The organism is Methylorubrum extorquens (genome assembly GCF_024169925.1).
Taxonomy (GTDB): Bacteria; Pseudomonadota; Alphaproteobacteria; order Rhizobiales; family Beijerinckiaceae; genus Methylobacterium; species Methylobacterium extorquens_A.
In genome coordinates this window covers 4359229-4383878 of sequence record NZ_JALJXF010000001.1, presented here as the reverse complement: position 1 = coordinate 4383878, position 24650 = coordinate 4359229, and the positions used below count along the sequence as shown (strand labels likewise).

Here is a 24650-nt window from a genome sequence, read left to right as displayed (position 1 = left end):
CAACACAGCCGCGCAGGTCCCGGTTACAGACCCCCTCAACTCTTCATCACCTGGACTTCAGCACGTCCACGAGCGTGGAGCCGAGCCGGGCCGGCGAGGGCGAGACGCGGATGCCCGCAGCTTCCATCGCCGCGATCTTGTCCTCGGCGCCGCCCTTGCCGCCGGAGATGATGGCGCCGGCATGGCCCATGCGGCGGCCGGGGGGCGCCGTGCGGCCGGCGATGAAGCCGACCATCGGCTTCTTGCGGCCGCGCTTGGCCTCGTCGGCGAGGAACTGCGCCGCCTCTTCCTCGGCCGAGCCGCCGATCTCGCCGATCATCACGATCGACTCGGTCTTGGGATCGGCGAGGAACAGCTCCAGCATGGCGATGAATTCAGTGCCCTTCACCGGATCGCCGCCGATGCCGACGGCGGTGGTCTGGCCGAGCCCCTCGACGGTGGTCTGGAACACCGCCTCGTAGGTCAGCGTGCCGGAGCGGGAGACGATGCCGACGGAGCCCGGCTTAAAGATGTTGGCCGGCATGATGCCGATCTTCGACTGGCCCGCGGTGACGACGCCGGGGCAGTTCGGCCCGATCAGGCGGGACTTCGAGCCTTCGAGCGCTCGCTTGACCCGCACCATGTCGAGCACCGGAATGCCCTCGGTGATGCAGACGATCAGCGGGATCTCCGCCTGGATCGCCTCGCAGATCGCATCGGCCGCGCCCGGCGGCGGCACGTAGACGACGGAGGCGTCGGCGCCGGTGGCCTCGCGCGCCTCGGCCACGGTGTCGAACACCGGCAGGCCGAGATGGGTGGAGCCGCCCTTACCCGGGCTCGTGCCGCCGACCATCTTTGTGCCGTAGGCGATGGCCTGCTCGGAATGGAAGGTGCCGTTCTTGCCGGTGAAGCCCTGGCAGATGACCTTGGTGTTCTGGTCGATGAGAATGGACATCTGTCAGCTCAACCCTTCTTCACGGCGGCGACGATCTTCTGCGCGGCGTCGTCCAGATCGTCCGCGGGGATGACGTTGAGGCCGGAGTTCCGGATGATCTCCTTGCCCTCCTCGACGTTGGTGCCCTCCAGGCGCACGACGAGCGGCACTTCGAGGCCGACGGCCTTCACCGCCGCGATCACGCCGCGGGCGATGACGTCGCACTTCATGATCCCGCCGAAGATGTTGACGAGGATGCCCTTCACCTGCGGGTCGGCGGTGATGATCTTGAAGGCCGCCGTGACCTTCTCCTCGGAGGCGCCGCCGCCCACATCGAGGAAGTTCGCCGGCTCCTCGCCGTAGAGCTTGATGATATCGAGCGTGGCCATGGCCAGACCCGCGCCGTTGACCATGCAGCCGATGGTGCCGTCGAGCGCGATATAGGCGAGGTCGTACTTCGAGGCCTCGATCTCCTTGGCGTCCTCCTCGGTCTCGTCGCGCAGCGCGACGATCTCGGGGTGGCGGTAGAGCGCGTTCGAGTCGAAGGAGATCTTGGCGTCGAGGCACTTGAGACCGCCCTCGCCGGTGAGCACCAGCGGGTTGATCTCTAGCATGCTCATGTCCTTGGCCGTGAAGGCCGCATAGAGCTTCTCGGTGAGCGCGCCCGCTTCCTTGGCCTGGGGCCCGGAGAGGCCGAGCGCCTTGGCGACGGCACGGCCGTGATGGGGCATGATGCCGGTGGCCGGATCGACCGAGAAGGTGACGATCTTCTCAGGCGTGTCGTGGGCGACCTGCTCGATGTCCATGCCGCCTTCCGTCGAGACGACGAAGGCGACGCGGCCAGTCTCGCGATCGACCAGCATCGACAGGTAGAACTCGGCGGCGATCGCCGCACCTTCCTCGATGTAGAGGCGGTTGACCTGCTTGCCGGCCTCGCCGGTCTGCACCGTCACCAGCGTCTGCCCGAGCATCTCGGCCGCGAACTGCACCACCTCGTCCTTGGACTTGGTGACGCGCACGCCGCCCTTGGCGCCCTCGGGCGCGCCCTTGAAGGTGCCCTTGCCGCGCCCGCCCGCATGGATCTGCGACTTCACCACCCAGACCGGGCCGCCGAGCTCGTCGGCCGCGGCCGCCGCCTCCTCCGGCTTGAAGATCGGCACGCCGCGAGAGACGGGCAGGCCGAATTCCTTCAGGACAGCCTTGGCCTGGTATTCGTGGATGTTCATCGAGACCTCGTCGGACGGGCTGGGAGGGAGGGCTGAGCGGGCGGCCGAGCCTCCCGCCGCCGAGCCTGACGGCGCTTGGAGTGCCTCACAAAACTCCCGGTTACTGACCGTGTCGCCTTCTTCGGCGACGGTGCAGCGGGAATTTTGTGCGCGTCACTCAGGCGAGCTTGTCGTTGACGCTCTTGCAGGCCTCGATCAAGCCCTTCACCGAGTTGACCGACTTCTCGAACATCGCCTTCTCGGCCTCGTCGAAGGTCACTTCGAGGACCCGCTCGACGCCGTTCTCGCCGATCACCACCGGCACGCCGACATAGAGGCCGTCGATGCCGTACTCGCCCGAGAGGTAGGCCGCGCAGGGCAGCACCCGCTTCTTGTCGCGCAGGTAGCTCTCGGCCATCGCGATGGCGGAAGCCGCCGGGGCGTAGAAGGCCGAGCCGGTCTTCAGAAGGTTGACGATCTCGCCGCCGCCCTTGCGGGTGCGCTCGACCATGGCGTCGAGCTTCTCCTGGGTGGTCCAGCCCAGCTTGACCAGATCCGTCAGCGGCACGCCGGCCACCGTCGAGTAGCGGGTCAGCGGCACCATGTCGTCGCCGTGGCCGCCGAGCACGAAGGCGGTCACATCCTCGACCGACACGCCGAACTCTTCCGCGAGGAAGTGGCGGAAGCGGGCGGAGTCGAGCACGCCGGCCATGCCGACGACCTTGTTGGTGGGCAGGCCCGAGAACTTCTGCAGCGCCCATACCATCGCGTCGAGCGGGTTGGTGATGCAGATCACGAAGGCGTCGGGCGCGTGCTCCTTGATGCCGGCGCCGACCGCCTCCATCACCTTCAGGTTGATGCCGATGAGGTCGTCACGGCTCATGCCGGGCTTGCGCGGCACGCCCGCCGTCACGATCACCACGTCGGCCCCGGCGATCGCGGAATAGTCGCTGGCGCCCGAATACTTGGCATCGAAGCCGTCGACGGGAGCGGACTCGGCGATGTCGAGCGCCTTGCCCTGCGGAACGCCGTCGACGATGTCGAACAGCACCACGTCACCGAGTTCCTTGAGGCCGGCGAGATGGGCCAGCGTGCCGCCGATCTGTCCGGCGCCGATGAGCGCGATCTTGCTGCGTGCCATGGATGGTCTAGCCTCCGGTCGGAATTCGCGACGGTTCGGAAATCATGTCAGCGATGTCGCGGATGGTGCGCTGCGGCCGAACCTTCGCCGATCAATTCTGATGGGGCGGTGTTTGGCGGAAAAGCCACAGCGCTTCAACCCGACGAAGGTCGGGAGGAGCGGGGCTACACCAAGGTTTGAAGAGCGGCCGAGCCTGGAGGGCCTCAATAAAACCTATTTTATTTCAACGCCTTATATTGATTGAGCCCGCCGAAGGGTCGCCGGCAAGGTGTCGGTGACAGGTTTTGCGCTCTGTCATCGAGTGGCATCCCGGCCCCGCCGCGATGCAGCACTGAGATCATATTCCGTATTCAGAAAGTACCGGTCCGCAGCGCCCGCTGGATCGACTGGATCACCGCGCCGAGCCGGGCATCGAGCAGGTCGCGGGGAACATCCGCGTCGTGCTGGATTGCGACCGGATGGGTGAAGCGGTAGCTCGCGTCGAAGATGACGGCGATGGCCCGTTCACGGTCGCGGGCGGCGAAGACGCCGGTGCCGATGCCCTCTTCCACCACGCGCTCGACAAGCGCACGCAGCCGCACGCGGTGGCGGCGGGCGATCGGACGGGAGGCCACGGTGGCGTCGAGATGCACGGCGAACAGGTTCGGCTCGCGGGTCAGCATCTCGCTCTGTGCGCTGGCCAGCGCGCTGACGAAACGCTCGATCTTGTCGTCGGCGGGATCGGGTGCGTCGGCGATGCCGGCGAGTTCCGTCTCCAGGTCGCGCAGCCAGCGCCCGGCAACCGCGTCGAGCAGGGCGTCCTTAGAGGGGAAGTAGCGGTAGACGTTGGCATGGGTCATGCCGGCTTCCGCCGCGACCGCCACCACCGTCACCCGTTTCGGCCCGAGCCGGGTCAGGTGCTCCGTGGCGATGGCGAGCAGCCGCGCGTCCGTCGAGACCGGTGTGGACCTGGCGCGGGCGGCAGGGCCGGTGAGGCGCGACGATCGAGGAGGGCCGGCACGGGGATCGGAGACTGGATCGCTCGCCTCCCTCTCGCTCTCGGCCAGGGTGACGGGAAGGGTGAGGGATCCGTACGGCAACATCATTTTCCCGGCACAGAGACAACAAGCGTGGGGGCACTCGACCAAGCAGGCCTGGTCGAGAGCGGTGCCGTCCCACGCGCTCGCGTATAAGCCTTTCCCTCTGCGCGGCACTTTGCAACCCCTTCCGGCACCGGTTTTTCTGCAGATCCCGTCTGGATTGCAGTCACGGCGAGGTCGTGGGGCTTTCGACTCGGCGCCGAGGGCGGTACCGGACGCTTCGCCGCGTCCGCAAAACCGTCTATGACCGCCCGATGACCGTCCCCCTGCCGCCGGCGCCGCCGCCCGGCGAACCGATCGAAGCACGTTTGCGCCGCGGCCTCGGAGCCCGGTCGATCGTGCTCGTCGGTCTGATGGGGGCGGGCAAGAGCACGGTCGGGCGCCGCCTCGCCGGCCGCCTCGGGCTGATGTTCAAGGATGCCGACCACGAGATCGAGGCGGCGGCCAAGCTCACCATCGCCGACATCTTCGCGATCTACGGCGAGGCGAGCTTCCGCGGGGGCGAGGAGCGGGTGATCACGCGTCTGCTGCGCGAGGGGCCGATGGTGCTGGCCACCGGCGGCGGCGCCTTCATGCGCGAGGCGACGCGGGCGCGGATCGCCGAGGGGGGTATCTCGGTCTGGCTCAAGGCCGACCTCGAAGTGCTGATGCGACGCGTCCGCAAACGCAACACCCGCCCTCTCCTCCAGACCGAGGATCCGGAGGCGACCATGCGCGCCCTGATGGAGGTGCGCCATCCGGTCTATGCCCAGGCCGATGTCACGGTTCTGTCCCGTGAGGTGTCCCACGACCGCGTGGTGGAGGACGTGATGGAAGCGCTCGATGTCCACATCAACCCATCTCATACGACACAATCACAACAATTGACATTCTCCATGGCGAAGCAACCCTCGCGTGTAAACGTTCCCCTGTCGGGGGGGCGGGAATACGATATCCGAATCGGGCGGGGCCTCATCGACGCGGTGGGCGCAGAAGCGCGCGATCTCGGTGCGAGGGCCGCCGGTATTGTCACCGACGAGACGGTCGCCGGCCTCTACGGCGAGCGCGTGCGGGCGAGCCTGGAAGCCGCCGGCTTGCGCTGCGGAATCATCGCCGTGCCGCCGGGCGAGGCTTCGAAGAGCTACGCCGAATTCGCCCGCGTCTGCGACGGGCTCCTGGCCCAGAAGATCGAGCGCGGCGACCTTGTCGTGGCGCTCGGTGGCGGGGTGGTCGGCGATCTGGCGGGCTTTGCCGCCGCCTCCCTGCGGCGCGGGGTCCGCTTCCTCCAGGTTCCGACGACCCTGCTCGCACAGGTTGATTCCTCGGTGGGGGGAAAGACCGGGATCAACTCGCCGCTCGGCAAGAACCTGATCGGCGCCTTCCACCAGCCCCGCCTCGTTCTGGCCGACACCGCCACCCTCGACACGCTCTCGGAGCGCGAGATGCGGGCGGGCTACGCCGAGGTCGCCAAGTACGGCCTGATCGGCGATGCCGACTTCTTCGAGTGGTGCGAGGCGAACTGGGCCGGTATCTTTTCCGGCGGGCCGGAGCGCGACGAGGCGGTCGCCGCCTGCTGCCGCGCCAAGGCCGGCGTCGTGACCCGCGACGAGCGGGAGGACGGCGAGCGCGCCCTGCTCAATCTCGGCCACACCTTCGGCCACGCTTTGGAGCGGCTGACCGGCTACGACGCCGCCCGGCTCGTCCACGGCGAGGGCGTCGCGATCGGGCTGGCGCTGGCCTTCCGCTTCTCGGCCCGGCTCGGCCTCTGCCCCGGCCAGGATGCGGGGCGCGTGGCCAACCACCTCGCGCTCGCCGGCCTGCCGACCCGCCTGCAACAGGTGCCGGGCGGGGCCGGCGATCCGGACGCGCTCCTCGACGCCATGGCCCAGGACAAGAAGGTCCGCGACGGCCAGCTCACCTTCATCCTCGCCCGCGGCATCGGCCAGAGCTTCATCGCGCCGGGCATCGACGCGGGCGAAGTGCGGGCCTTCCTGGAGGAGGAGCTGCGGGGCTGAGCGGGCCCCAGCGCGATGCAAGGGAGATCCGGAGCAGGCGCAGTCGCGTTCCCGCCCGAATACGACTATATGAGAGCCGTTCCAGCTTTCTAAGGTCTTGAGCCATGGCGACGGCGTCGTTCGACTCCGCCCCGGGCGCATCGCGCGCCCTCCCCGCAATCGAGAAGACCCCCGAGGTCACGGCGCTCTCGACCCTGCCCGGCCGCAAGGCCTCCCTCGTCGGCCTCACGCGCGAGGGTCTGAAGCAGGCGATGCTCGGCATCGGCGTGCCCGAGCGCGAGACGCGGATGCGGGTGAGCCAGGTCTGGCACTGGCTCTACGTGCGCGGCGCGCGCGAATTCTCCGAGATGACCAATGTCGGCAAGGGGCTCAAGGCGCAGCTTGCGGACCACTTCACCCTGGAGCGGCCGGAGGTCGTCACCGAGCAGGTCTCGCGTGACGGCACCCGCAAGTGGCTGCTGCGCATGGCGCCGACCGGCGCGCATGACCACAACCGCGGCGCCGAGATCGAGTGCGTCTACATCCCCGGCGACGACCGCGGCACGCTCTGCGTCTCGTCCCAGGTCGGCTGCACCCTGACCTGCTCGTTCTGCCACACCGGCACGCAGCGCCTCGTGCGCAACCTCTCGACGGCGGAGATCGTGGCGCAGCTCGTCGTCGCCCGCGACGCCCTCGGCGATTTCACCGGCCAGATGCCGGGCAAGGATGGCGGCGAGCCCGGTCGGCTCGTCACCAACATCGTGTTCATGGGCATGGGCGAGCCGCTCTACAATCTCGACGCGGTGATCGACGCCATCGCGGTGATGTCGGACCAGGAGGGTCTCGCGCTCTCGCGGCGGCGCATCACGGTCTCGACCTCCGGCGTGGTGCCGCAGATCGAGCGACTGGGGTTGGAGGCCAACGCCATGCTGGCGATCTCGCTGCACGCGGTGCGCGACGAGTTGCGCAACGAACTGGTGCCGCTGAACCGCAAATACCCGATCGCACAGTTGCTCGACGCCTGCCGGAACTATCCGGGGCTGAGCAACGCCCGTCGCATCACCTTCGAGTACGTGATGCTGAAGGGCGTCAACGATTCGGACGTCGATGCCCGCGCCCTGGTGCGGCTCCTCAAGGGCATTCCGGCCAAGATCAACCTGATCCCGTTCAACCCCTGGCCCGGCTCGACATACGAGTGCTCGGATTGGGAGCGGATCGAGCGGTTCTCCGAGATCGTGTTCGATGCCGGCTACGCCTCGCCGGTGCGCACCCCGCGCGGACGCGACATCCTGGCGGCCTGCGGCCAGCTCAAGAGCGAGACCGAAAAGCTGCGCGCCCGCACCCGGATGATGCTCGAGGCGGGCATGGGCGCGGAGGCGGTCTACGCCGATCAGGTCGACTGATTCTCGTGTCCCCTCCCCGCTCGCGCAGGGAGGGGCTGTGATCGCTCAGGCCGCGATCTGGGCGGCGACCGGCTCGGCGGCACGCACGTCGGCATCGACGTGGCTCTCGAAGCGCTTGAAGTTCTCACGGAACATCGTGACGAGGCGCGTGGCGGTGTCGGCGAACGCCGCCTTGTTGGTCCAGGTCTCGACCGGCGAGAGCACCTGCGTCTCGACGCCGGGCACCTCGACGGGCACCGAGAAGCCGAAATACGGGTCGCGGCGGAACTCGACCTGCGCCAGCGAGCCGTCCAGCGCCGCCGAGAGCAGACGGCGGGTGACGCGGATCGGCATGCGCCGCCCGGTGCCGACCCCGCCGCCGGTCCAGCCGGTGTTGACGAGCCAGCAATCGACGCCGTGCTCGGCCATCAGCTCGCGCAGCAGGTTGCCGTAGACGCTCGGGTGGCGGGGCATGAACGGCGCGCCGAAGCAGGTCGAGAAGGTCGCCTCCGGCGCGGTCAGGCCGCGCTCGGTGCCCGCCACCTTGGCGGTGTAGCCGGAGAGGAAGTGGTACATCGCCTCCGCGCCCGTCAGCTTGGCGATCGGCGGCATCACGCCGAAGGCATCGCAGGTCAGCATCACGATGTTCTTCGGATGCCCGGCCCGGCCTGTGGCGCTGGCATTCGCGATGAAGTCCAGCGGATAAGCGCAGCGGGTGTTCTCGGTCAGCGTCGCGTCGTCGAAATCCGGCACGCGGCTCACGGGATCGATGACGACGTTCTCCATCACCGTGCCGAAGCGCTCGGTGGTGGCGTAGATCTCCGGCTCGGCGTTGCGCGAGAGGCGGATGGTCTTGGCGTAGCAGCCGCCCTCGAAGTTGAAGATGCCGTCCCGGCTCCAGCCGTGCTCGTCGTCGCCGATCAGTTGGCGCGAGGAATCGTTCGAGAGCGTGGTCTTGCCGGTGCCGGACAGGCCGAAGAACAGGGCCGAATCACCGGTCTCGTCGAGGCTGGCATTGGCCGAGCAGTGCATCGGCATCACGCCCGCGCCGGGGAGCACGTAATTGAGGTAGGTGAAGACCGACTTCTTCATCTCGCCGGCATAGGCCGAGCCGCCGATCAGTACGATCTTCTGCGCGAAATCGATGGCGATGACGGTCTTGGAGCGGCAGCCGTGCCGGGCCGGATCGGCCTGGAAGCTCGGCAGGTCGATGATCGTCAGTTCCGGCACGTAGGCCGCGAGCTCGTCGCGCTCGGGGCGGATCAGCAGGTTGCGGATGAACAGCGAGTGCCACGCGAACTCGGTATAGACCCTCGCCCGTACCCGGTGGGCCGGGTCGGCGCCGCCGAACAGATCCTGGGCGAACAGCTCCTTGCCGCGGGCATGCGCGCGGAAGTCGTCGAGCAGCGTCGCGAACTGGTCGGGCGTGATCGAGCCGTTGTTGTCCCACCAGATCTCGTTCTCGGTGCTGGCGTCGCGCACCACGACCTTGTCCTTGGGCGAACGGCCGGTATGGCTGCCGGTGGTCGCCACCAGCGCACCGCCGCGGGCGAGCCCTGCCTCGCCGCGCTGCAAGGCTTCCTCGTAGAGGCGCGGCGCCTCCAGGTTCCAGTGGACGGCGGCGAGATCGGTCAGGCCGATCGCTTCCGGACCGTGGGCCGCGTTGAATTCACCGATGGTCTTCACGGATAGTTCCTCCCTCACGGCCCCTGATCGCGCCGTCACGCCGGTCGGTCCGGCTGTTTCGCGTTCTCGGTGGGGCGTCCGTGCGGTCGCTCAGGGCCGCCGCACGCAGGTTCTCCGCCCCGTCCGTTCAATGGATCGGTCTCCGGCTTGGCCGTCAACTAATCCTTGGTATGGGCTCAAATAAAATTTGTGCGCCGACTCCCCATGCCGCGGCCAAGCTGTCGCAATCCTGAACGGGCAAAATCCCGGCGGCAAAATCCCGATGGAACGCCTATGTGAGGGAGGGCGCCCGCCGCCCCTCCTCAGCCACAGCCGTTTCGCACCCGCATGCCCCAAGCCGTCGCCGGCCCCGAGATCGAGCGCCTGATCCAGCTTCTCGGGCGCATGCCGGGCCTCGGGCCCCGCTCCGCCCGCCGGGCCGCGCTTCAGCTCATCAAGAAACGGGAGACGTTGCTCGCGCCCCTGGCCGACGCGATGCGGGTCGCCGTCGAGCGCATCGTCGTGTGTCACTCGTGCGGCAACGTCGATACCAGCGACCCCTGCACGATCTGCCGGGACGAGACCCGCGACCCCACCACCCTCGTCGTCGTCGAGGACGTGTCCGATCTCTGGGCGCTGGAACGCTCCGGCGCGGTCAAGGCGCGCTACCACGTGCTTGGCGGCGTGCTCTCGGCGCTCGACGGGGTGCGGCCCGAACACCTCACCATCGCCCGCCTCGTGGAGCGGGCGAGCGAGCCGGGCGTCAAGGAGATCATCCTGGCGCTGAACGCCACCGTCGATGGCCAGACCACGGCCCACTACCTCACCGAGTCGATCAAGCATCTCGGGCTGACGATCACGCGCCTCGCCCACGGCGTGCCGGTGGGCGGCGAACTCGATTACCTCGACGAGGGCACGCTCACGGCGGCGATCCGCAGCCGCACGGCGTTCTGAGCCGGCGGTCTGCGCAGGTCGGGACGCGGCTCTAACCGCCCTTTAAGTCGCAGCGGGATAGCCTCGGCATCGGCCGCCGCGTCGCGTGACGGTCTTGTCCAAGTCGGGTGATCCGTCATGCGAACGGCATCGTTGCCAGTGGAGCAGAACCGGCCCCGCCCAGCGACGGTCTACGAGCGGTTCGCGACGCCCCTCGTGGTGCGCACCCTTCTCGCGGCCCTCGCGGTGGTGATCCTGGGCCGGACGGCGCGATTCACCGGGCTTCTCGGCCCCGCGGGGCTCTCGGATTTCGACATCCTCCACATCGCGGGCCGGATGGTGTGGCGGGGCGACATCGCGGACGCCTACCACCTGCCGGCCCTGTTGCGGGTCCAGCAGGCGCTCACGGGGCAGCAGGATTTCCTGCCCTGGGCCTATCCGCCGCCGTTCAACCTCGTGGTGGCCGGGCTCGCGACCCTGCCGGTCAGCCTCGCCTACCTGCTCTTCACCGGCACGACGCTCGCCGCGTTCCTGTTCGTGCTGCGCCGGATCGCCGGCACGCATTTTCCTGCCCTTCTGATCGCCCTGTTTCCGGTCCTCTTCATCACGGTGACCTGCGGCCAGAACGGGTTCCTCACGGGCACGCTGATCGGCCTGACCTGCCTCGGGCTGGTGCAGGGGAGGGCGATGGCCGGCCTGCCGCTCGGCCTGATGGTGATCAAGCCGCATCTCGCCGTCGGCGTCGCGGTCTGCGCCCTGGCCATGCGGCGGTGGGCGTGCCTGGCCGTCGCCGCCGTCACCGCCGGCCTAGCGGCGGCGCTCGCCACCGCCGTGCTCGGCCCCGCGATCTGGCTGGCCTTCCTGCGCGGCGCCGACGAGGCGTCGGCCAACCTGGCCGCCGGCCTCTATCCCCTGTTCCGGATGATCTCGGTCTACGCCTCGCTGCGCAGCCTCGGCCTGCCAGCGTCGGTCGCCCTCGCGGCGCAGGCGGTGACGGCCGTCACGGCGCTCGGCTTCGTCCTGCTCGCGCTCCGGCGCGGCCTGCCGCGGCATCAGGTGGTCGGCCTCGCCGCCGTGGCGGGCCTGCTCGTAAGCCCCTACGCCTACGATTACGACCTGCCGCTCTACGGCGTCGGTCTGGCCCTGCTGCTTCCCGATCTTCTCGCTCGCACGAGCCGCCGCGAGCAGGCGGCCCTGCTCGGTCTCAGCTGGGTAAGCGGCGGCTATGGCTTCGTCGCGGGGACGATCAACGAGCGCTTCGTCGCGGCGGGAGCGGAGCCCTCCGTCGCGCTGTCGCTGCCCGGCCCATTTCTGCTGATCCTGCTCACGTTGATGTGGCACGTCCTGCGGCGGGAGCGTGCTCCGGCCTCGGCCGCACGGGCTGGTTCGGTGCTGGCCCCGGCGCCGGCGTCCGTGGCGATGTGACGGATGCACCCGCGGGGTATTTGACCGCCCCGGCGCTGCCGCCTATCTGCGGATGGTGAAACGCCTTTTCAGGCTCCTGCTCGTGCTTTTGCCCATCCCAGCCCGGAAGCCATGACCGTCCGCCCCCTCGTGATCCTGCCCGACGCGCAGCTGCGTCTCACCTCCGAGCCGGTGGCGGCCGTCACCGATGAGATCCGGACGCTTGCCCGCGACATGATCGAGACGATGTACGACGCCCCCGGCGTCGGCCTCGCCGCGATCCAGATCGGGGTGGCCAAGCGGGTCGTCACCATCGACACCTCGAAGGACGAGAACGCGAAGAATCCGACCGTCTACCTCAACCCGGAGATCGTCTGGGTGTCGGAGGAGAAGCGGGTCTACGACGAGGGCTGCCTGTCGATCCCCGAATTCTACGGCGAGGTCGAGCGGCCGGACCGCGTCCGGGTGCGCTACATGGACCTCGATGGGCAGACCGTGGAGCAGGAGGCCGACGGCCTGCTCGCGACCTGCCTCCAGCACGAGATCGACCACCTCAACGGCGTCCTGTTCATCGATCACCTGTCGAAGCTGAAGCGTGACCGGGTGATGAAGAAGTTCACCAAGGCCGCCAAGCGCGACGCCGCCTGACGAAGGTCCGATGCGCATCGTCTTCATGGGAACGCCGGATTTTGCCGTTCCCACCCTGAATCGTCTTCACGCCGACGGTCACACGATCGCCGCCGTCTACACCCGCGCCCCGGCCAGAGCCGGCCGCGGCATGGCGCTGAAGCTCTCTCCGGTCCATGCCCGCGCCGAGGCGTTGGGCCTGCCCGTTCTGACGCCGACGACGCTGAAGAGCGACGGGGCCGCCGAGACCTTCGCCGGACATGAGGCGGACGTGGCGGTGGTCGTCGCCTACGGCATGCTGCTCCCGCAAAGGATCCTCGACCTTCCGCGCTTCGGCTGCCTCAACCTGCACGGCTCGCTGCTGCCGCGCTGGCGCGGGGCCGCGCCGATCCAGCGGGCGGTGATGGCGGGCGACGCGGAGAGCGGTGTCGGCGTGATGCGGATGGAGGCCGGGCTCGATACCGGTCCGGTGGCGATGGAAGCACGTCTTGCGATCACCGAAGGGATGAGTGCGGGCGAGCTGCACGACGCGCTGATGCCGCTCGGCGCCGACCTGATGGGGCGGGCGATCGCCGCGTTGGAGCGGGACGGCCTCGCTTTCACGCCTCAAGGCGAAGACGGTGTCGCTTACGCCCACAAGATCACCAACGAGGAGGCGCGGATCGACTGGTCGCGCCCGGCTCACGAGGTCGCGCGCCACATCAACGGGCTGTCACCGTTTCCGGGGGCCGCCTTCGAGGCCGATCTGGGCAAGGGCCCGGAGCGGGTGAAGGTGCTGCGCGCCCTGCCTGCCGAGGGCTCCGGCGCACCGGGCACGCTGCTCGATGCCGCTGGCACGGTGGCCTGCGGCACGGGCGCGGTGCGGCTCCTCGAACTGCGTCGGGCCGGAAAGGGCGGCACCGCCAGCGGGGAGGCGTTCTTGCGCGGCGCGCGGCTGGCGGCGGGGGCGCGGCTCGGGTGAGCGCGCAAGCCTGATGCCTCGCTACAAGCTCGTCATCGAGTACGACGGTGCGCCGTTCCGCGGCTGGCAGCGTCAGACCGACGACCCGACCGTACAGGCCGCCATCGAGACCGCCGTGACCCGTTTCTCCGGCGAGACGGCGCGGCTCACCTGCGCCGGCCGCACCGATGCGGGCGTGCACGCGATCCATCAGGTCGCCCATCTCGACCTTGCCAAGGATTGGCGCACCGACACTGTCCGCGACGCGCTCAACGCACATCTGCGCCCGCAGCCGATCTCCATCCTCTCCGCCGAGATCGTCGGACAAGAGTTCGACGCGCGTCACTCGGCGATCCGGCGGCACTACCGCTACCGCATCCTCAACCGGCGCAGCCCCGCCGCGCTGACCCGCGCCCATGTCTGGCAGGTGCACTGGCCGCTCGATGCCGGGCTGATGCACGTGGCGGCGCAACGGCTCCTCGGCCACCACGATTTCTCGGCGTTCCGCGCCGCCGAGTGCCAGGCGAAATCGCCCATGCGCACGCTGGAACAGCTCGACGTGACCCGCCAGCGGATGGGCCTGTTCGAGGAGATCGTGATCGCGACCTCGGCGCGCTCGTTCCTGCACCATCAGGTCCGCGCCATGGCCGGCACGCTGATGCTCGCCGGCTGCAAACGTCTTTCCGCGGACGACGTGGCAGAGATCCTGGCCACAAGAGCCAAGCACCGTTGCGGGCCGCTGGCCCCGGCCTGCGGGCTGACCTTCGTCGGCGTGGATTATTGCTAAGACAGTCAAGCACTGGGCATCGGACCGGACCGGTCATTGCGCCATTCTCGCCAGGCTCCTGCCTCCGTCCGGCCCGGAACGCGCCTTCAGCATAGAAAGCCGATTTGCGGTCTGACTTAATCTCAAGTTGACACAGGGCGCGTAAGTTGCGCCTATGCTCTCAATGGTAGGTTGAGATTCGGGCCATGACTTTCGCGGCGGCACCTCTGCTAGCGGCAATCGCGCTAAGCTTGCTTCCGCCGCTCGTATTCATTGGAATGCGTCAGTCTGTAAAGATAAATAGGCAAGAGATCGTTCGAGATTTGTCTGCGGTCTTCTCGCTGCCAGAGTCGAAAAACGAAAGTCCCATCGCTTCTTTCGAGTTCGTCAAGTACAAATACTTTTTTAATCGTCTCGGGCTGGACTCAAGTGCCTCGTCACCACGCGACCATTCAGCCATTTCATGGGTGATCGGTGCTGTCCCACTCGTCCTACTGCTGTTTTCCGTTGGCTACGTCGTCACCGGTATCCTGTGGCCGCTCGTCTTGCAGCGTTGCCTCGATCCGTCGGCCGGTCCCGAGCACTGTTCGGGCGGGGTCGGTGCCGCATCGCGCTGGGCCTGGGCCTTCTGCGCGGCCTTCGCTGGTGGCTATGTCTTCATGCTTCGAAGCTTCTACCGGGCAATCAACAATTTCGATCTGAGCCCGCTGTCCTTCGCCGGAGCGTGCAACAACCTCTTAGTTGGGTTGGTCGGCGCCCAGGTCTTCCTCTTCGCCCTGATCCTGCCCGTGACCGATGCCGTAGGCATCGAGTCGGTTTCCATCGCATCGACCGTCGTCCTGTCCTTCGCGATCGGGTATCTGCCCGAGGCTGCGACGCGCACCTTGCTCTGGCGCAGCGATCTGGGAAGCTTCAAGCGCGAGAACAACGACATCTACAAGTCGGCTCTGACGACGCCGATTGAGATCATCGATGGTATCGATACAGAAATTCGGGATCGTCTTGCTGATTACCACATCCGGTCTACACAGAATTTGGCCGCTGCGAACCCACTGATGCTGTTCGTCGAGACGCCGTTCGGCGTCTACCAGATTATGGATTGGGTTGCGCAGGCGCAGCTATGCTGCTCGGTCGGGCCACAGGCGCTCACCAAGCTCTGGCCGCTCGGGATCCGGACCCTGTTCGACCTGGAGCGAGTTGCGCTCGATCCTGCCTGCTACGATCCTCGGCTCTTGCAGATGATCGGGGCCATTCTCCTGAACTCCTCTGAGTCCGCCCAGGCCGGTGCCGGACCCAGGCCGTCGAGCCTGGATAACGCAACGATCGTCTGCAACATCGTCGTGCGCCTCGACGATCCGCATGTCCACCGGCTGCGGCAGATCTACATCCGCGTGGGCGAACGGCTTGGCGGAGATAGTCGGCGCTTTGCATCCAGCAACCGTACGACAACGTCCGGCGCTACGCCGAAGGAACCTTGAAATAGCACCCCAGCACCCGCCCGTAGATCGCGGTGAGCCGGTCGAGATCCGCTACCGCCACCCGCTCGTCGGTCTCGTGCATGGTCCGTCCGACGAGGCCGAACTCGATCACCGGGCAGGCATCCTTGATGAAGCGGGCGTCCGAGGTGCCCCCCGTGGTCGAGAGGACCGGCCGCCGGCCGGTCTCGGCTTGAATTGCATTGGCCACCAACTCGACGAAGGCGTCGGGCTGCGTCAGGAAGGCGGGCGAGTTCGAGGGCTGAAGGTCGAGGCTGAAGCGCACCACGTTGCCGGCCGCCGCCTCCAGCCGCCGCCGGATCTCGGCGCCGAGGGTGTCGGCGGTCCAGTCGTCGTTGAAGCGCACGTTGAACACGGCCTTGGCCGAGGCCGGGATCACGTTGGTGGCCGGGTTGCCGACATCGATCGTCGTGAATTCGAGGTTCGAGGCATCGAAATGCGCGGTGCCGCCGTCGAGGGGATCGGCGATCAGCGCCGAGGCGAGGCGAAGTAAGCCAGGGATCGGGTTCTCGGCCCGGTGCGGATAGGCGACGTGGCCCTGGCGCCCGTGCACGGTGATGCGGCCCGTGAGCGAGCCGCGACGGCCGATCTTGATCATCTCGCCGAGGGTGTCGGGGTTGGTCGGCTCGCCGAGCAGGCAATGGTCCAAGCGCTCGCCCCTCGCCCTTGCCCAGTCGAGCAGCTTGACGGTGCCGTTGACCGCCGGCCCCTCCTCGTCGCCGGTGATGAGAAAGGCGATGGAGCCGCCGAAATCCGGCCCGTGCCGGTCGAGGAAGGCGAGTGTCGCGGCGAGCATGCAGGCGATGCCGCCCTTCATGTCCACCGCGCCGCGCCCATAGAGGAAGCCGTCGGCGACTTCGCCCGAGAACGGTCTGTGGGTCCATGAGCCCTCTTCGCCCGGCGGCACCACGTCGGTATGGCCGGCGAAGACGAGGACCGGGCCTGCGGTGCCGATGCGGGCGTAGAGGTTCTCGATGTCCGGCGTGCCGGCTTGCGAGAAGACCGGGCGCTCGACGGAGAAGCCCGCCCTCGCGAGGCGATCCGCCAGGAAGGACAGGGCGCCGCCCTCCTCCGGGGTGACGGAGGGGCAGCGGATCAGCGCCTGGGCGAGGGCGAGGGGAGAGTGGTCGGACAAGGGCGGTCCCGGTGGCTTGGTCGCAATCGCGTCTCCCATCCGCTCCCTCATCCTGAGGTGCCGCAGCGCAGCGGAGGCCTCGAAGGATCTTCCAGTTGCCGTGCGGTCCCTGAAGGATCCTTCGAGGCCTGCTCACGCAGGCACCTCAGGATGAGGGCTACGGGTCGGAGGCGCATCGCTTCGATGTCTGCCAGCCGTAGCACGCACCCACTCCACACGCAGCACGGCCCTGCCGCTTCCGCTACCCGCCTGACGCGCTTACATGGCGCGCATGGCCCTCTCGTCCGAAGAAGTCGAACGCTACGCCCGCCACCTCGTCCTGCGCGAGGTCGGCGGCCCGGGTCAGGCCCGGCTGAAGGCCGGGCGCGTGCTCGTCATCGGCGCGGGCGGGCTCGGCGCGCCGCTGATCCAGTATCTCGCCGCGGCCGGTCTCGGCACGATCGGCATCGTCGATGACGACACCGTCTCGCTCTCGAACCTGCAGCGGCAGGTCATCCACGGCACGCCGGATGTCGGCCGCCCGAAGGTCGAGAGCGCAGCCGACGCCGTGGCCCGGCTCAACCCGCATGTGCGCGTCGAGACCCATGCCTGCCGCCTGACGCCCGAGAACGCTCCCGCCCTGCTCGCCGAATACGATCTCGTGGCCGACGGCTCGGACAATTTCTCCACTCGCTACGCCGTCTCGGATGCGTGTTTCGCGGCTAGAAAACCGCTGGTGACGGCGGCGCTCGGCGCCTTCGACGGCTCGCTCACCACCATCCGCGCCCACGAATCCGGCCCAACGGGGGAGCCGAACCCGACCTATCGCTGCCTGTTTCCGAGCCCGCCGCCGCCCGGCAGCGTCGCGCCCTGTTCGGAGGCCGGCGTGCTCGGGGCGCTCGCGGGCGTGATGGGCTCGCTGATGGCGATGGAGGTGATCCGGGCGCTCGCCGGCTTCGGCGAGCCCCTGGTCGGGCGCCTGCTGATGGTGGATGCCCGCTCGATGCGGTTCGAGACGCTGGCCTATGCCTGGGACCCGGACAACCCGCTGAACGGGGTCAGGACAGGCCGGGCAGACGCACCGGAGCCGGCTTCACCTCAAGGGCGTTGAGGCAGCACTTCTTGTACTTCTTGCCCGAGCCGCAGGGGCAGGGATCGTTGCGGCCGACATCCTTGAACGGGTTCTTGACCGGCTGGCCGTAGCTCTCCGCGGTCCAACCGAGTGTCGTCACCGGATCGTCGAGATAGGTGTAGTGGCGCGCGTCGAAGGCACTGAGATCCGGCGGCTCGGCGCTGGCCTGCCTAAGCGTCTTGCGGAACCAGGGAAGGTCGCTGAACTCGTCGGTGATGCGGCCGTCGCGCCGGGCCGCCTCCACCCGCGGGGTCAGGCCGGCCAGCCCGAGATAGGCGATCGTCTCCTCCCAGGCGGTCCAGGCCGGTCCCTCCTCCACCGCGGCACGCGCCTCGTCGAAGCGCACCAGCAGGGCTTCCGTCTCCTCCAACGGAATCCGGCCCTGCCGCGTCAGGAAGCCCAGGGCGCTGAAGGCCGCGCCGCGCACGAAATCGTCGGCGGTGCTGTCGAGGATCAGCCGGGCCAGTGCGCTGGTATCGCCGTCGAAGGTCGAGGCGATCACCGGCGACAGGCCCTCGGTGATGCCGTCGCCGAGGAGCCCCTCCACCGCCTCCCCGTCCTGATGCAGCAGCCGCATCAGGAGCGGGAAGACCCGCGTGTCGCGCGCTGCGGCCAGGGCGTGCAGCCCCCAGAATAGGAGGTTGGTCTCCTCGTCCGCGATCGCCTCGGCATCCTCGGCTGCCCGCTCCAGCAGGGCGAGCACCGGTTCGGCGATCGCCTCGGGGTTCTGGGCGGCGCGCTTCAGCGCTTCGGCCGGGAGATGGTTCTCTTGCGTGAGAACCGCGACGAGGTCCGCATCCATGACCATCTCTCCCTCGGCCTTTCTCGATCAGGAGCGCAGGGTCGCGCCGGTCTTCTTGCCCACCTCGGCGACGATCTTGGCGCTCACCGCCTCGATCTCCGTGTCGGTGAGCGTGCGCTCGGACGGCTGCAGCCGCACCGCGACCGCGACCGACTTCGAGCCTTCCGGGATGCCGGCACCCTCGTAAAGGTCGAACACCTCGATCCCGGTGATCAGCTTGCGCTCGGCGCCCTGCGCCGCCTTCAGGATATCGGCCGCTGCCACGTCGCGGGGGACGACGAAGGCGAAGTCGCGGGAGATCGCTTGAAGGTCGGGTAGCACCAGGGCGGGCTTTGCCTTGGTCGGCCGGTGGCGCGGCAGCGGTAGGGAATCGAGTGTGATCTCGAAGGCCACCAATGTGCCCTTGAGGTCCATCGCCTTCAGGAGCCGCGGATGCAGCTCGCCGAAATGGCCGACCACGTTCTTCGGCCCGAATTGCAGCGTGCCCGACCGGCCGGGATGCAGCCAGTCGGGGCCGCCGGCCACGACCTGGAGGCCGCCGGTCGGCACGCCGAGGGCCGCGAGCAGCGCCAGCGCATCGGCCTTGGCCTCGAAAGCATCGACGGTCTCCGCCGCGCCGCTCCAGTGGCGCCCGGAGCCGGCGTGCCGCGCCGTGCCGCGGCGCAGGCCGGTGGCGCGCAAGCTCTGGCCCTCCGGCTCGTCGCTGGCGAAGCACTGGCCGACCTCGAACAGGGCGGTGTCGGCAAAGCCGCGGTCGGCGTTGCGCTGTGCGGCCCGCAACAGGCCCGGCACGAGGCTCGGGCGCATGTCGGAGAGGTCGGCGGCGATGGGGTTGGCCAGCGCCAGATCCGCCTTGCCGCCGCCGAACAACTTCGCGTCGTCGTGCGCGATGAAGGAATAGGTTACCGCTTCCAGCATGCCGCGGCCCGCCAGCGCCCGCTTGGCGAGACGCCCGCGCCGCTGCAGCACGGTCAGCATCGGCGCGACCGCCACCGTCTCGATCCGCGGCAGCGGCTTCGGCTCGATCCGGTCGAGGCCGGCGATGCGCACGATCTCCTCGACGAGGTCGGCCTTGCCTTCCACGTCCGGCCGCCAGGACGGCGGCAGCACCTTCACCCGGTCTCCCGAGCCGGAGATGTGGAAGCCGAGCGACTCCAGCGTCACCTTCATCTCGGCCCGCGACAACTCGATGCCGGCGAGCCGGCGAACCTCGGTCCAGGGGAAGTCGATGACGCGGTCGAGATCCGGGATCTCGCCGGCGATGGTGGCCTCGCTCGGGCTGCCGCCGCAGAGATCGATCACGAGGCGGGTGGCGAGGTCGAGGCCCGGCAGGGCGAAGGCCGGATCGACGCCGCGCTCGAAGCGGTAGCGCGCATCGGTGATGATGCCGAGGCGCCGGCCGGTGCGGGCGATGTTGCGCGGGTCCCAGAGGGCCGACTCGATCAGCACGTCGGTGGTGCTCTCGTCGCAACCCGAGGCCTGCCCGCCCATGATGCCGCCGATCGACTCGACGCCGTTGCCGTCGGCGATCACCACCGCATCGGAATCGAGCCGGTAGGTTTTGCCGTCGAGCGCGACGAGGGTCTCGCCGTCTTCCGCCCGGCGCACGGTGAGGCCGCCCGCGACCTTCCCGGCGTCGAACACGTGAAGCGGCCGGCCACGGTCGAAGGTCATGTAATTGGTGATGTCGACCAGCGCATTGATCGGGCGCAGGCCGATCGCCCGCAGGCGCTTCTGCATCCACTCGGGCGACGGCCCGTTCTTCACCCCGCGCACGAGGCGGAGCGCGAAGAGCGGGCAGAGGCCCCGGTCGTGTGCGTCGAACTGCAGCGTGACAGGGGTCGGGCAGGCGCCATCGCCGCGGACCGGCGGCATCGGCTCGCGCTTGAGGGTGCCGAGGCCGGTGGCGGCAAGATCGCGGGCGATGCCGTGGATCGAGGTGCAATCCGAGCGGTTCGGCGTCAGGTTGATCTCGATGACCGGATCGTCGAGCCCGGCCCAGAGGGCGTAAGGCGTGCCGACCGGCGCGTCGGCGGGTAGGTCGAGGATGCCGTCGTGATCCTCGCCGAGGCCGAGTTCCGCGCCGGAGCAGAGCATGCCGCGGCTCTCGACGCCGCGGATCGTGCCGACCGACAGGGTGATGGCCTTGCCCGGAACGTAGGTGCCGGGCGGCGCGAAGACCGAGAGCATCCCGGCGCGCGCGTTCGGCGCCCCGCAGACGACCTGGAGCGGCTGGCCGTCGCCGGCATCGACCTGACAGACCCGCAGGCGGTCGGCATTCGGGTGCTGCTCGGCCGAGATCACCCGCGCGATCACGTAGGGGCGAAGCGCAGAAGCCTTGTCCTCGATGCCTTCGACCTCGAGGCCGATCCGCGTCAGCGTCTCGGCAATCGCGTCGAGCGAAGCCTCGGTGTCGAGGTGGTCCTTGAGCCAGGAGAGGGTGAATTTCATCTCAGAACATCCTCGCGGCCGCCGGAGCGGACCGGGCCGGGATCGAAAGGCGGGGCGGCGGGACTCAGGCGGTCAAGCCGCCGACCAGGCTCGGCACGTCGATCGGCCGGAAGCCGTAATGCTCCAGCCAGCGCACATCCGCCTCGAAGAAGGGGCGCAGGTCCGGCATGCCGTATTTGAGCATGGCGAGGCGGTCGATGCCCATGCCGAAGGCGAAGCCCTGGACCTGATCCGGATCGAGCCCGCCGCTGCGCAGGACGTTGGGATGGACCATGCCGCAGCCGAGGATCTCCAGCCAATCCGTGCCCTCGCCGAAGCGCAGTTCGCCGCCTTTTCGCGAGCACTGGATATCGACCTCGGCCGACGGCTCGGTGAAGGGGAAGAACGACGGGCGGAAGCGCATCGTCACGTTCTCGACCTCGAAGAAGGCGCGGCAGAACGATTCGAGCACCCATTTCAAGTTTGCGATGTTGGCCGAGCGGTCGATGACGAGGCCCTCGACCTGATGGAACATCGGGGTGTGGGTCTGGTCGGAATCGTGCCGGTAGGTGCGGCCGGGCATGATCACGCGGATCGGCGGCTGCCCCGCGCGCATGGTGCGCACCTGAACCGGCGAGGTGTGGGTGCGCAGGAGCTTCCTCCGCCCGAGATGGTCGGGGCGCAAGAAGAACGTGTCGTGCATCTCCCGCGCCGGGTGGCCTTCGGGGAAGTTGAGCGCGGTGAAGTTCAGCTCGTCCGTCTCGATATCGGGCCCTTCCGCCACCGAGAACCCGAGATCGGCGAAGATCGCGGTGATCTCCTCGATCACTTGGCTGATCGGGTGGATGCGGCCGCGGATCTCCGGCGCCTCGCGCAAGGGCAGCGTCACGTCGATCCGCTCGGCGGCGAGCCGCGCGTCGAGGGCGGCGTTCGCCAGCGCCTCGCGCTTCTGCGCGATCGCACCCTGCACCCGGTCACGCAGGCCGTTGATGAGGGGGCCGCGCTCCTTGCGCTCGTCGGGCGTCATCGCGCCCAGCGTCTTCAGCAGCTCCGAGACGCTGCCCTTCTTGCCGAGCGCCGCCACGCGCAGGGCTTCGAGGCCGGCCTCGTCCCCGGCCTGCTCGATCTGCCCGAGAAGATCGCGTTCGAGAGCGTCGAGATCCATTACCGCTGTCCTTGGCCAGTCGTCCGGGGCTGCCTTCGCGCGTCGTTCGCAATCCTGCAAGCGCACGAATGGGGCGGACCGGGGCCGTCGGGCAAACACGCCCCGGCCCGAAATGAAGAAGGCGCGGCGCTTGCCGCGCCGCGCCTTGTCAGAGCTTCGAGCGTTCCGCCGTGCGGCGGAACGATCAGGCGGCCTTCGGCAGGGCCGACTTCGCCTTCTCGACCACCGCCGCGAAGGCGGCCGGCTCGTGGATGGCGAGTTCGGAGAGCGCCTTGCGGTCCACCTCGATGCCGGACTTGGCCAGGGCATTGATGAAGCGGGAATAGGTCAGGCCGTGCTCGCGCACCGCCGCGTTGAGCCGCTGGATCCAGAGGGCGCGGAAGGTGCGCTTCTTGTTCTTGCGGTCGCGGTAGGCGTACTGCAGACCCTTCTCCACCGCCTGCTTGGCGATGCGGATCGTATTCTTGCGGCGGCCGTAATAACCCTTGGCAGCCTTCAGAACCTTCTTGTGCTTCGCGTGACTGGTCACGCCACGCTTGACGCGGGCCATGGGAGATCTCCTGGAACGTTAAGACAAAACAGATCGCGAGGGGTGGAAGAACTTACCGCTGGTTCGGCAGGAAGTACTTCTTCACGTTGGCGGCATCGCCCTCGAACAGGGTCGTCGTGCCGCGCAGGTTGCGGATCTGCTTGTTGGTCCGCTTGATCATCCCGTGGCGCTTGCCGGCCTGGGCGTAGACCACCTTGCCGGTGCCGGTAACCTTGAAGCGCTTCTTGGCGCCCGACTTCGTCTTCAGCTTGGGCATTTGGCTCTCCTGAAACGCGACAGCGATCCGACCGGCGGCCGGCACTTCGCGCTTGAATGCTGCTGGAGCAACGGGAACCGCCACGGCAGCCCTGATCGGCCGGGCGGTTCAACGCGGGCGGCTTATGGCAGAAACATCCGGCGGTTTCAATCGACTTGGACGGCTGGCGGAGCCTGCGCCATGGGCAAGGCACGCGCATTGCGTCTCGGCCACCGTCAAGGCGCGCATCGCCGAATCCGAGGCCGCCGACCAACATATGTGGAAAACCGGTATTGCGTGGGCTTGCAAAGATTGCCGCTCGCCCCAGTCGCCGCCTGGAACCATAAACCTTGGCTGTCTGTTTCGTTCATGTCCCGCTCAGGCCGCGTCCCCCATTAGTCTGCCCAACATCCCATTTTCCTGTCACAGGAGACGTCTTCGTGCGCATTGCCCAGGTTGCCCCGCTCGCGGAAGCCGTGCCGCCGAAGTTCTATGGCGGCACCGAGCGTGTCGTTTCGTGGATCACGGAAGAGCTCGTCCGCCAGGGTCACGACGTGACCTTGTTCGCGAGCGGTGATTCTCAGACTTCGGCCAAGCTCGCCGCCTGCCACCCGGAGGGCCTGCGCCTTCTCGGCTACCGCGACCACACCGCGGGCCACCTCGCCATGCTGCATCACGTGCATCGCCGGGCGCACGAGTTCGACGTGATCCACTTCCACATCGATCTCTTGCAGTATCCGATGTTCGAGGATCTCTACCACAAGTGCCTGACGACCATGCATGGTCGCCTCGACGTGCCGGACTTCATGCCGGTCTACAATACGTTCACCGGCATGCCCCTGGTCTCGATCTCGGACAACCAGCGCGAGCCGATGCCGGACAGCTCCAACTGGCTGGCCACGATCCATCACGGTCTGCCCAAGCAGAACTGCCCCTTCTACCCGGAGACCAAGGGCGGCTACCTCGCCTTCCTCGGCCGCATCTCGCCCGAGAAGCGGCCCGATCGCGCGATCGAGATGGCGATCCGCTCCGGCACGCCGCTGAAGATCGCCGCCAAGGTCGATAAGGCCGACCAAGAGTACTGGGACGAAAAGATCGAGCCGATGATCCACCACCCGCTGGTGGAGTATATCGGCGAGATCAACGAGGAGCAGAAGAAGGACTTCCTCGGCAACGCCCTCGCGCTCGCCTTCCCGATCGACTGGCCGGAGCCCTTCGGCCTCGTGATGATCGAGGCGATGTCGGCCGGCACCCCCGTGATTGCCTTCGGCAACGGCTCGGTCCCGGAAGTTATCAAGGACGGCGTCTCGGGCTTCATCGTCAACTCGATGGACGAGGCGGTCGAGGCCTGCCGCAAGGTCAAGGATCTGCCGCGTACCGGCGTCCGCGCCCATTTCGAGGGCCGCTTCACCGCCGAGGTCATGGTCCGCAAGTACGTCTCGGCCTACGAGCAGCTCCTGGCCGGCCAGGGCAACGTCATCAAGATGCCCGCCGCCGGCGCCTTCTCGCCCCAGTACGGCGAACTGAACGGTTCGGCCCACGGCCCGATCCACGTCGCCGCGATGCCGGCCTGAAAGGCTTAACGGAATCTTTGTCGGCCCCTCGCCGGGGCCGGCAGAGCGCCTAACTGAACGGGTCCGACAGGGCCGCCGGTCGCTGCGAGGCACCGGCGGCCTTCGTTTTGCGAGGGCGACCTCG

21 protein-coding genes are annotated in these 24650 nt (G+C 68.2%); 10 read left to right on the top strand and 11 right to left on the bottom strand.

What is annotated here, in order from left to right; genetic code table 11:
• Positions 1-46 precede the first annotated feature (46 nt).
• From sucD to J2W78_RS20455, 4 genes are all read right to left on the bottom strand, one after another.
• The gene (gene sucD, locus J2W78_RS20470; RefSeq protein ID WP_012253228.1) at positions 47-934 is read right to left on the bottom strand and encodes a succinate--CoA ligase subunit alpha; all 888 of its coding nucleotides are present in this window, start codon (positions 932-934) and stop codon (positions 47-49) included.
• An 8-nt stretch (positions 935-942) separates the two neighbouring features.
• Entirely contained in the window at positions 943-2139 is a 1197-nt protein-coding gene (sucC, locus tag J2W78_RS20465) for an ADP-forming succinate--CoA ligase subunit beta (RefSeq protein ID WP_253373435.1), read from the bottom strand.
• A gap of 157 nt (positions 2140-2296) precedes the next feature.
• Positions 2297-3259 (bottom strand): malate dehydrogenase, encoded by a 963-nt coding sequence (gene mdh, locus J2W78_RS20460; protein WP_253373434.1) that lies wholly within the window; start codon positions 3257-3259, stop codon positions 2297-2299.
• A gap of 350 nt (positions 3260-3609) precedes the next feature.
• A complete protein-coding gene (locus J2W78_RS20455; RefSeq protein ID WP_253374102.1) occupies positions 3610-4341 on the bottom strand; it encodes a TetR family transcriptional regulator in 732 nt (243 codons plus the stop codon).
• Positions 4342-4592: 251 nt separating this feature from the next.
• Between J2W78_RS20455 and aroB the strand changes: the two genes are divergently transcribed.
• Positions 4593-6332 carry a 3-dehydroquinate synthase gene (gene aroB, locus J2W78_RS20450; RefSeq protein WP_253373433.1) on the top strand — a complete coding sequence of 580 codons (1740 nt, stop codon included), beginning with the start codon at positions 4593-4595 and terminating at the stop codon, positions 6330-6332.
• A 104-nt stretch (positions 6333-6436) separates the two neighbouring features.
• Entirely contained in the window at positions 6437-7714 is a 1278-nt protein-coding gene (gene rlmN, locus J2W78_RS20445; protein WP_253373432.1) for a 23S rRNA (adenine(2503)-C(2))-methyltransferase RlmN, read from the top strand.
• A gap of 45 nt (positions 7715-7759) precedes the next feature.
• On the opposite strand, the gene J2W78_RS20440 is transcribed toward rlmN, so the two are convergent.
• The gene (locus J2W78_RS20440; protein WP_253373431.1) at positions 7760-9379 is read right to left on the bottom strand and encodes a phosphoenolpyruvate carboxykinase; all 1620 of its coding nucleotides are present in this window, start codon (positions 9377-9379) and stop codon (positions 7760-7762) included.
• A gap of 327 nt (positions 9380-9706) precedes the next feature.
• Here J2W78_RS20440 and recR point away from each other — a divergent pair, with 327 nt between their 5' ends.
• The 6 genes from recR to J2W78_RS20410 all read left to right on the top strand — a co-directional run bounded on the left by recR (position 9707) and on the right by J2W78_RS20410 (position 15506).
• A complete protein-coding gene (gene recR / locus J2W78_RS20435; protein WP_253373430.1) occupies positions 9707-10312 on the top strand; it encodes a recombination mediator RecR in 606 nt (201 codons plus the stop codon).
• Between the two features lie 117 nt (positions 10313-10429).
• Positions 10430-11716, top strand: coding sequence for a glycosyltransferase family 87 protein (locus J2W78_RS20430; RefSeq protein ID WP_253373429.1), 1287 nt, complete (start codon positions 10430-10432; stop codon positions 11714-11716).
• Positions 11717-11827: 111 nt separating this feature from the next.
• The gene (locus J2W78_RS20425; RefSeq protein ID WP_253373428.1) at positions 11828-12343 is read left to right on the top strand and encodes a peptide deformylase; all 516 of its coding nucleotides are present in this window, start codon (positions 11828-11830) and stop codon (positions 12341-12343) included.
• A 10-nt stretch (positions 12344-12353) separates the two neighbouring features.
• Positions 12354-13283 (top strand): methionyl-tRNA formyltransferase, encoded by a 930-nt coding sequence (fmt, locus tag J2W78_RS20420; protein ID WP_253373427.1) that lies wholly within the window; start codon positions 12354-12356, stop codon positions 13281-13283.
• A 13-nt stretch (positions 13284-13296) separates the two neighbouring features.
• Positions 13297-14049, top strand: a complete 753-nt coding sequence (gene truA / locus J2W78_RS20415) for a tRNA pseudouridine(38-40) synthase TruA (RefSeq protein WP_253373426.1) — start codon at positions 13297-13299, stop codon at positions 14047-14049.
• A gap of 302 nt (positions 14050-14351) precedes the next feature.
• Entirely contained in the window at positions 14352-15506 is a 1155-nt protein-coding gene (locus tag J2W78_RS20410; RefSeq protein WP_253373425.1) for a hypothetical protein, read from the top strand.
• On the opposite strand, the gene dapE is transcribed toward J2W78_RS20410, so the two are convergent.
• Positions 15487-16698, bottom strand: a complete 1212-nt coding sequence (dapE, locus tag J2W78_RS20405; RefSeq protein WP_253373424.1) for a succinyl-diaminopimelate desuccinylase — start codon at positions 16696-16698, stop codon at positions 15487-15489. The genes J2W78_RS20410 and dapE overlap by 20 nt on opposite strands.
• A gap of 232 nt (positions 16699-16930) precedes the next feature.
• On the opposite strand from dapE, the gene J2W78_RS20400 reads away from it, so the two are divergent.
• Positions 16931-17749, top strand: coding sequence for a HesA/MoeB/ThiF family protein (locus J2W78_RS20400; RefSeq protein WP_253374101.1), 819 nt, complete (start codon positions 16931-16933; stop codon positions 17747-17749).
• Here J2W78_RS20400 and J2W78_RS20395 read toward each other — a convergent pair.
• From J2W78_RS20395 to rpmI, 5 genes are all read right to left on the bottom strand, one after another.
• Entirely contained in the window at positions 17697-18572 is an 876-nt protein-coding gene (locus J2W78_RS20395; protein ID WP_253373423.1) for a DUF1186 domain-containing protein, read from the bottom strand. The two genes, J2W78_RS20400 and J2W78_RS20395, sit on opposite strands and share 53 nt — an antisense overlap.
• A 27-nt stretch (positions 18573-18599) precedes the next feature.
• Complete coding sequence (pheT, locus tag J2W78_RS20390; RefSeq protein WP_253373422.1) at positions 18600-21023, bottom strand: phenylalanine--tRNA ligase subunit beta; 2424 nt, start codon at positions 21021-21023, stop codon at positions 18600-18602.
• A gap of 64 nt (positions 21024-21087) precedes the next feature.
• Positions 21088-22167 (bottom strand): phenylalanine--tRNA ligase subunit alpha, encoded by a 1080-nt coding sequence (gene pheS / locus J2W78_RS20385; protein WP_253373421.1) that lies wholly within the window; start codon positions 22165-22167, stop codon positions 21088-21090.
• A 184-nt stretch (positions 22168-22351) separates the two neighbouring features.
• On the bottom strand, positions 22352-22717 hold the full coding sequence (gene rplT, locus J2W78_RS20380) for a 50S ribosomal protein L20 (protein WP_012453520.1): 366 nt from the start codon (positions 22715-22717) through the stop codon (positions 22352-22354).
• Between the two features lie 52 nt (positions 22718-22769).
• Positions 22770-22973, bottom strand: a complete 204-nt coding sequence (gene rpmI, locus J2W78_RS20375; protein ID WP_009863555.1) for a 50S ribosomal protein L35 — start codon at positions 22971-22973, stop codon at positions 22770-22772.
• 419 nt (positions 22974-23392) lie between these two features.
• Between rpmI and J2W78_RS20370 the strand changes: the two genes are divergently transcribed.
• Positions 23393-24526 carry a glycosyltransferase family 4 protein gene (locus J2W78_RS20370; protein WP_253373420.1) on the top strand — a complete coding sequence of 378 codons (1134 nt, stop codon included), beginning with the start codon at positions 23393-23395 and terminating at the stop codon, positions 24524-24526.
• Positions 24527-24650: the final 124 nt, after the last annotated feature.

Bases quoted from the DNA above. Each gene is read 5' to 3' on its own strand.
- sucD (WP_012253228.1), bottom strand. From the start codon at position 934: ATGTCCATTCTCATCGACCAGAACACCAAGGTCATCTGCCAGGGCTTC.
- sucC (WP_253373435.1), bottom strand. From the start codon at position 2,139: ATGAACATCCACGAATACCAGGCCAAGGCTGTCCTGAAGGAATTCGGC.
- mdh (WP_253373434.1), bottom strand. From the start codon at position 3,259: ATGGCACGCAGCAAGATCGCGCTCATCGGCGCCGGACAGATCGGCGGC.
- J2W78_RS20455 (WP_253374102.1), bottom strand. From the start codon at position 4,341: ATGTTGCCGTACGGATCCCTCACCCTTCCCGTCACCCTGGCCGAGAGC.
- aroB (WP_253373433.1), top strand. From the start codon at position 4,593: ATGACCGTCCCCCTGCCGCCGGCGCCGCCGCCCGGCGAACCGATCGAA.
- rlmN (WP_253373432.1), top strand. From the start codon at position 6,437: ATGGCGACGGCGTCGTTCGACTCCGCCCCGGGCGCATCGCGCGCCCTC.
- recR (WP_253373430.1), top strand. From the start codon at position 9,707: ATGCCCCAAGCCGTCGCCGGCCCCGAGATCGAGCGCCTGATCCAGCTT.
- J2W78_RS20430 (WP_253373429.1), top strand. From the start codon at position 10,430: ATGCGAACGGCATCGTTGCCAGTGGAGCAGAACCGGCCCCGCCCAGCG.
- J2W78_RS20425 (WP_253373428.1), top strand. From the start codon at position 11,828: ATGACCGTCCGCCCCCTCGTGATCCTGCCCGACGCGCAGCTGCGTCTC.
- fmt (WP_253373427.1), top strand. From the start codon at position 12,354: ATGCGCATCGTCTTCATGGGAACGCCGGATTTTGCCGTTCCCACCCTG.
- truA (WP_253373426.1), top strand. From the start codon at position 13,297: ATGCCTCGCTACAAGCTCGTCATCGAGTACGACGGTGCGCCGTTCCGC.
- dapE (WP_253373424.1), bottom strand. From the start codon at position 16,698: ATGGGAGACGCGATTGCGACCAAGCCACCGGGACCGCCCTTGTCCGAC.
- J2W78_RS20400 (WP_253374101.1), top strand. From the start codon at position 16,931: ATGGCCCTCTCGTCCGAAGAAGTCGAACGCTACGCCCGCCACCTCGTC.
- J2W78_RS20395 (WP_253373423.1), bottom strand. From the start codon at position 18,572: ATGGATGCGGACCTCGTCGCGGTTCTCACGCAAGAGAACCATCTCCCG.
- pheT (WP_253373422.1), bottom strand. From the start codon at position 21,023: ATGAAATTCACCCTCTCCTGGCTCAAGGACCACCTCGACACCGAGGCT.
- pheS (WP_253373421.1), bottom strand. From the start codon at position 22,167: ATGGATCTCGACGCTCTCGAACGCGATCTTCTCGGGCAGATCGAGCAG.
- rplT (WP_012453520.1), bottom strand. From the start codon at position 22,717: ATGGCCCGCGTCAAGCGTGGCGTGACCAGTCACGCGAAGCACAAGAAG.
- rpmI (WP_009863555.1), bottom strand. From the start codon at position 22,973: ATGCCCAAGCTGAAGACGAAGTCGGGCGCCAAGAAGCGCTTCAAGGTT.